This is a genomic window from Vibrio sp. L85, from assembly GCF_963871815.1.
Taxonomy (GTDB): Bacteria; Pseudomonadota; Gammaproteobacteria; order Enterobacterales; family Vibrionaceae; genus Vibrio; species Vibrio harveyi.
The window spans coordinates 1-1364 of record NZ_CAWMYL010000054.1 but is presented as its reverse complement, the minus strand read 5'-3'; the positions used below and the strand labels follow the sequence as shown (position 1 = coordinate 1364).

Below are 1364 nucleotides of genomic sequence, written 5' to 3'. Positions count from 1 at the left end.
CCTACGGGTCAAAGAGGGGGACCTTCGGGCCTCTCGCGTCAGGATATGCCTAGGTGGGATTAGCTAGTTGGTGAGGTAATGGCTCACCAAGGCGACGATCCCTAGCTGGTCTGAGAGGATGATCAGCCACACTGGAACTGAGACACGGTCCAGACTCCTACGGGAGGCAGCAGTGGGGAATATTGCACAATGGGCGCAAGCCTGATGCAGCCATGCCGCGTGTGTGAAGAAGGCCTTCGGGTTGTAAAGCACTTTCAGTCGTGAGGAAGGTAGTGTAGTTAATAGCTGCATTATTTGACGTTAGCGACAGAAGAAGCACCGGCTAACTCCGTGCCAGCAGCCGCGGTAATACGGAGGGTGCGAGCGTTAATCGGAATTACTGGGCGTAAAGCGCATGCAGGTGGTTTGTTAAGTCAGATGTGAAAGCCCGGGGCTCAACCTCGGAATAGCATTTGAAACTGGCAGACTAGAGTACTGTAGAGGGGGGTAGAATTTCAGGTGTAGCGGTGAAATGCGTAGAGATCTGAAGGAATACCGGTGGCGAAGGCGGCCCCCTGGACAGATACTGACACTCAGATGCGAAAGCGTGGGGAGCAAACAGGATTAGATACCCTGGTAGTCCACGCCGTAAACGATGTCTACTTGGAGGTTGTGGCCTTGAGCCGTGGCTTTCGGAGCTAACGCGTTAAGTAGACCGCCTGGGGAGTACGGTCGCAAGATTAAAACTCAAATGAATTGACGGGGGCCCGCACAAGCGGTGGAGCATGTGGTTTAATTCGATGCAACGCGAAGAACCTTACCTACTCTTGACATCCAGAGAACTTTCCAGAGATGGATTGGTGCCTTCGGGAACTCTGAGACAGGTGCTGCATGGCTGTCGTCAGCTCGTGTTGTGAAATGTTGGGTTAAGTCCCGCAACGAGCGCAACCCTTATCCTTGTTTGCCAGCACTTCGGGTGGGAACTCCAGGGAGACTGCCGGTGATAAACCGGAGGAAGGTGGGGACGACGTCAAGTCATCATGGCCCTTACGAGTAGGGCTACACACGTGCTACAATGGCGCATACAGAGGGCAGCCAACTTGCGAGAGTGAGCGAATCCCAAAAAGTGCGTCGTAGTCCGGATCGGAGTCTGCAACTCGACTCCGTGAAGTCGGAATCGCTAGTAATCGTGGATCAGAATGCCACGGTGAATACGTTCCCGGGCCTTGTACACACCGCCCGTCACACCATGGGAGTGGGCTGCAAAAGAAGTAGGTAGTTTAACCTTCGGGAGGACGCTTACCACTTTGTGGTTCATGACTGGGGTGAAGTCGTAACAAGGTAGCGCTAGGGGAACCTGGCGCTGGATCACCTCCTTATACGAT

General features: G+C 54.0%; 1 rRNA gene. It reads left to right on the top strand.

Going from position 1 to position 1364, the window contains the following annotated elements:
- A 16S ribosomal RNA gene (locus tag AACR11_RS07645) occupies positions 1–1358 on the top strand; the annotation flags it as partial.
- Positions 1359–1364: the final 6 nt, after the last annotated feature.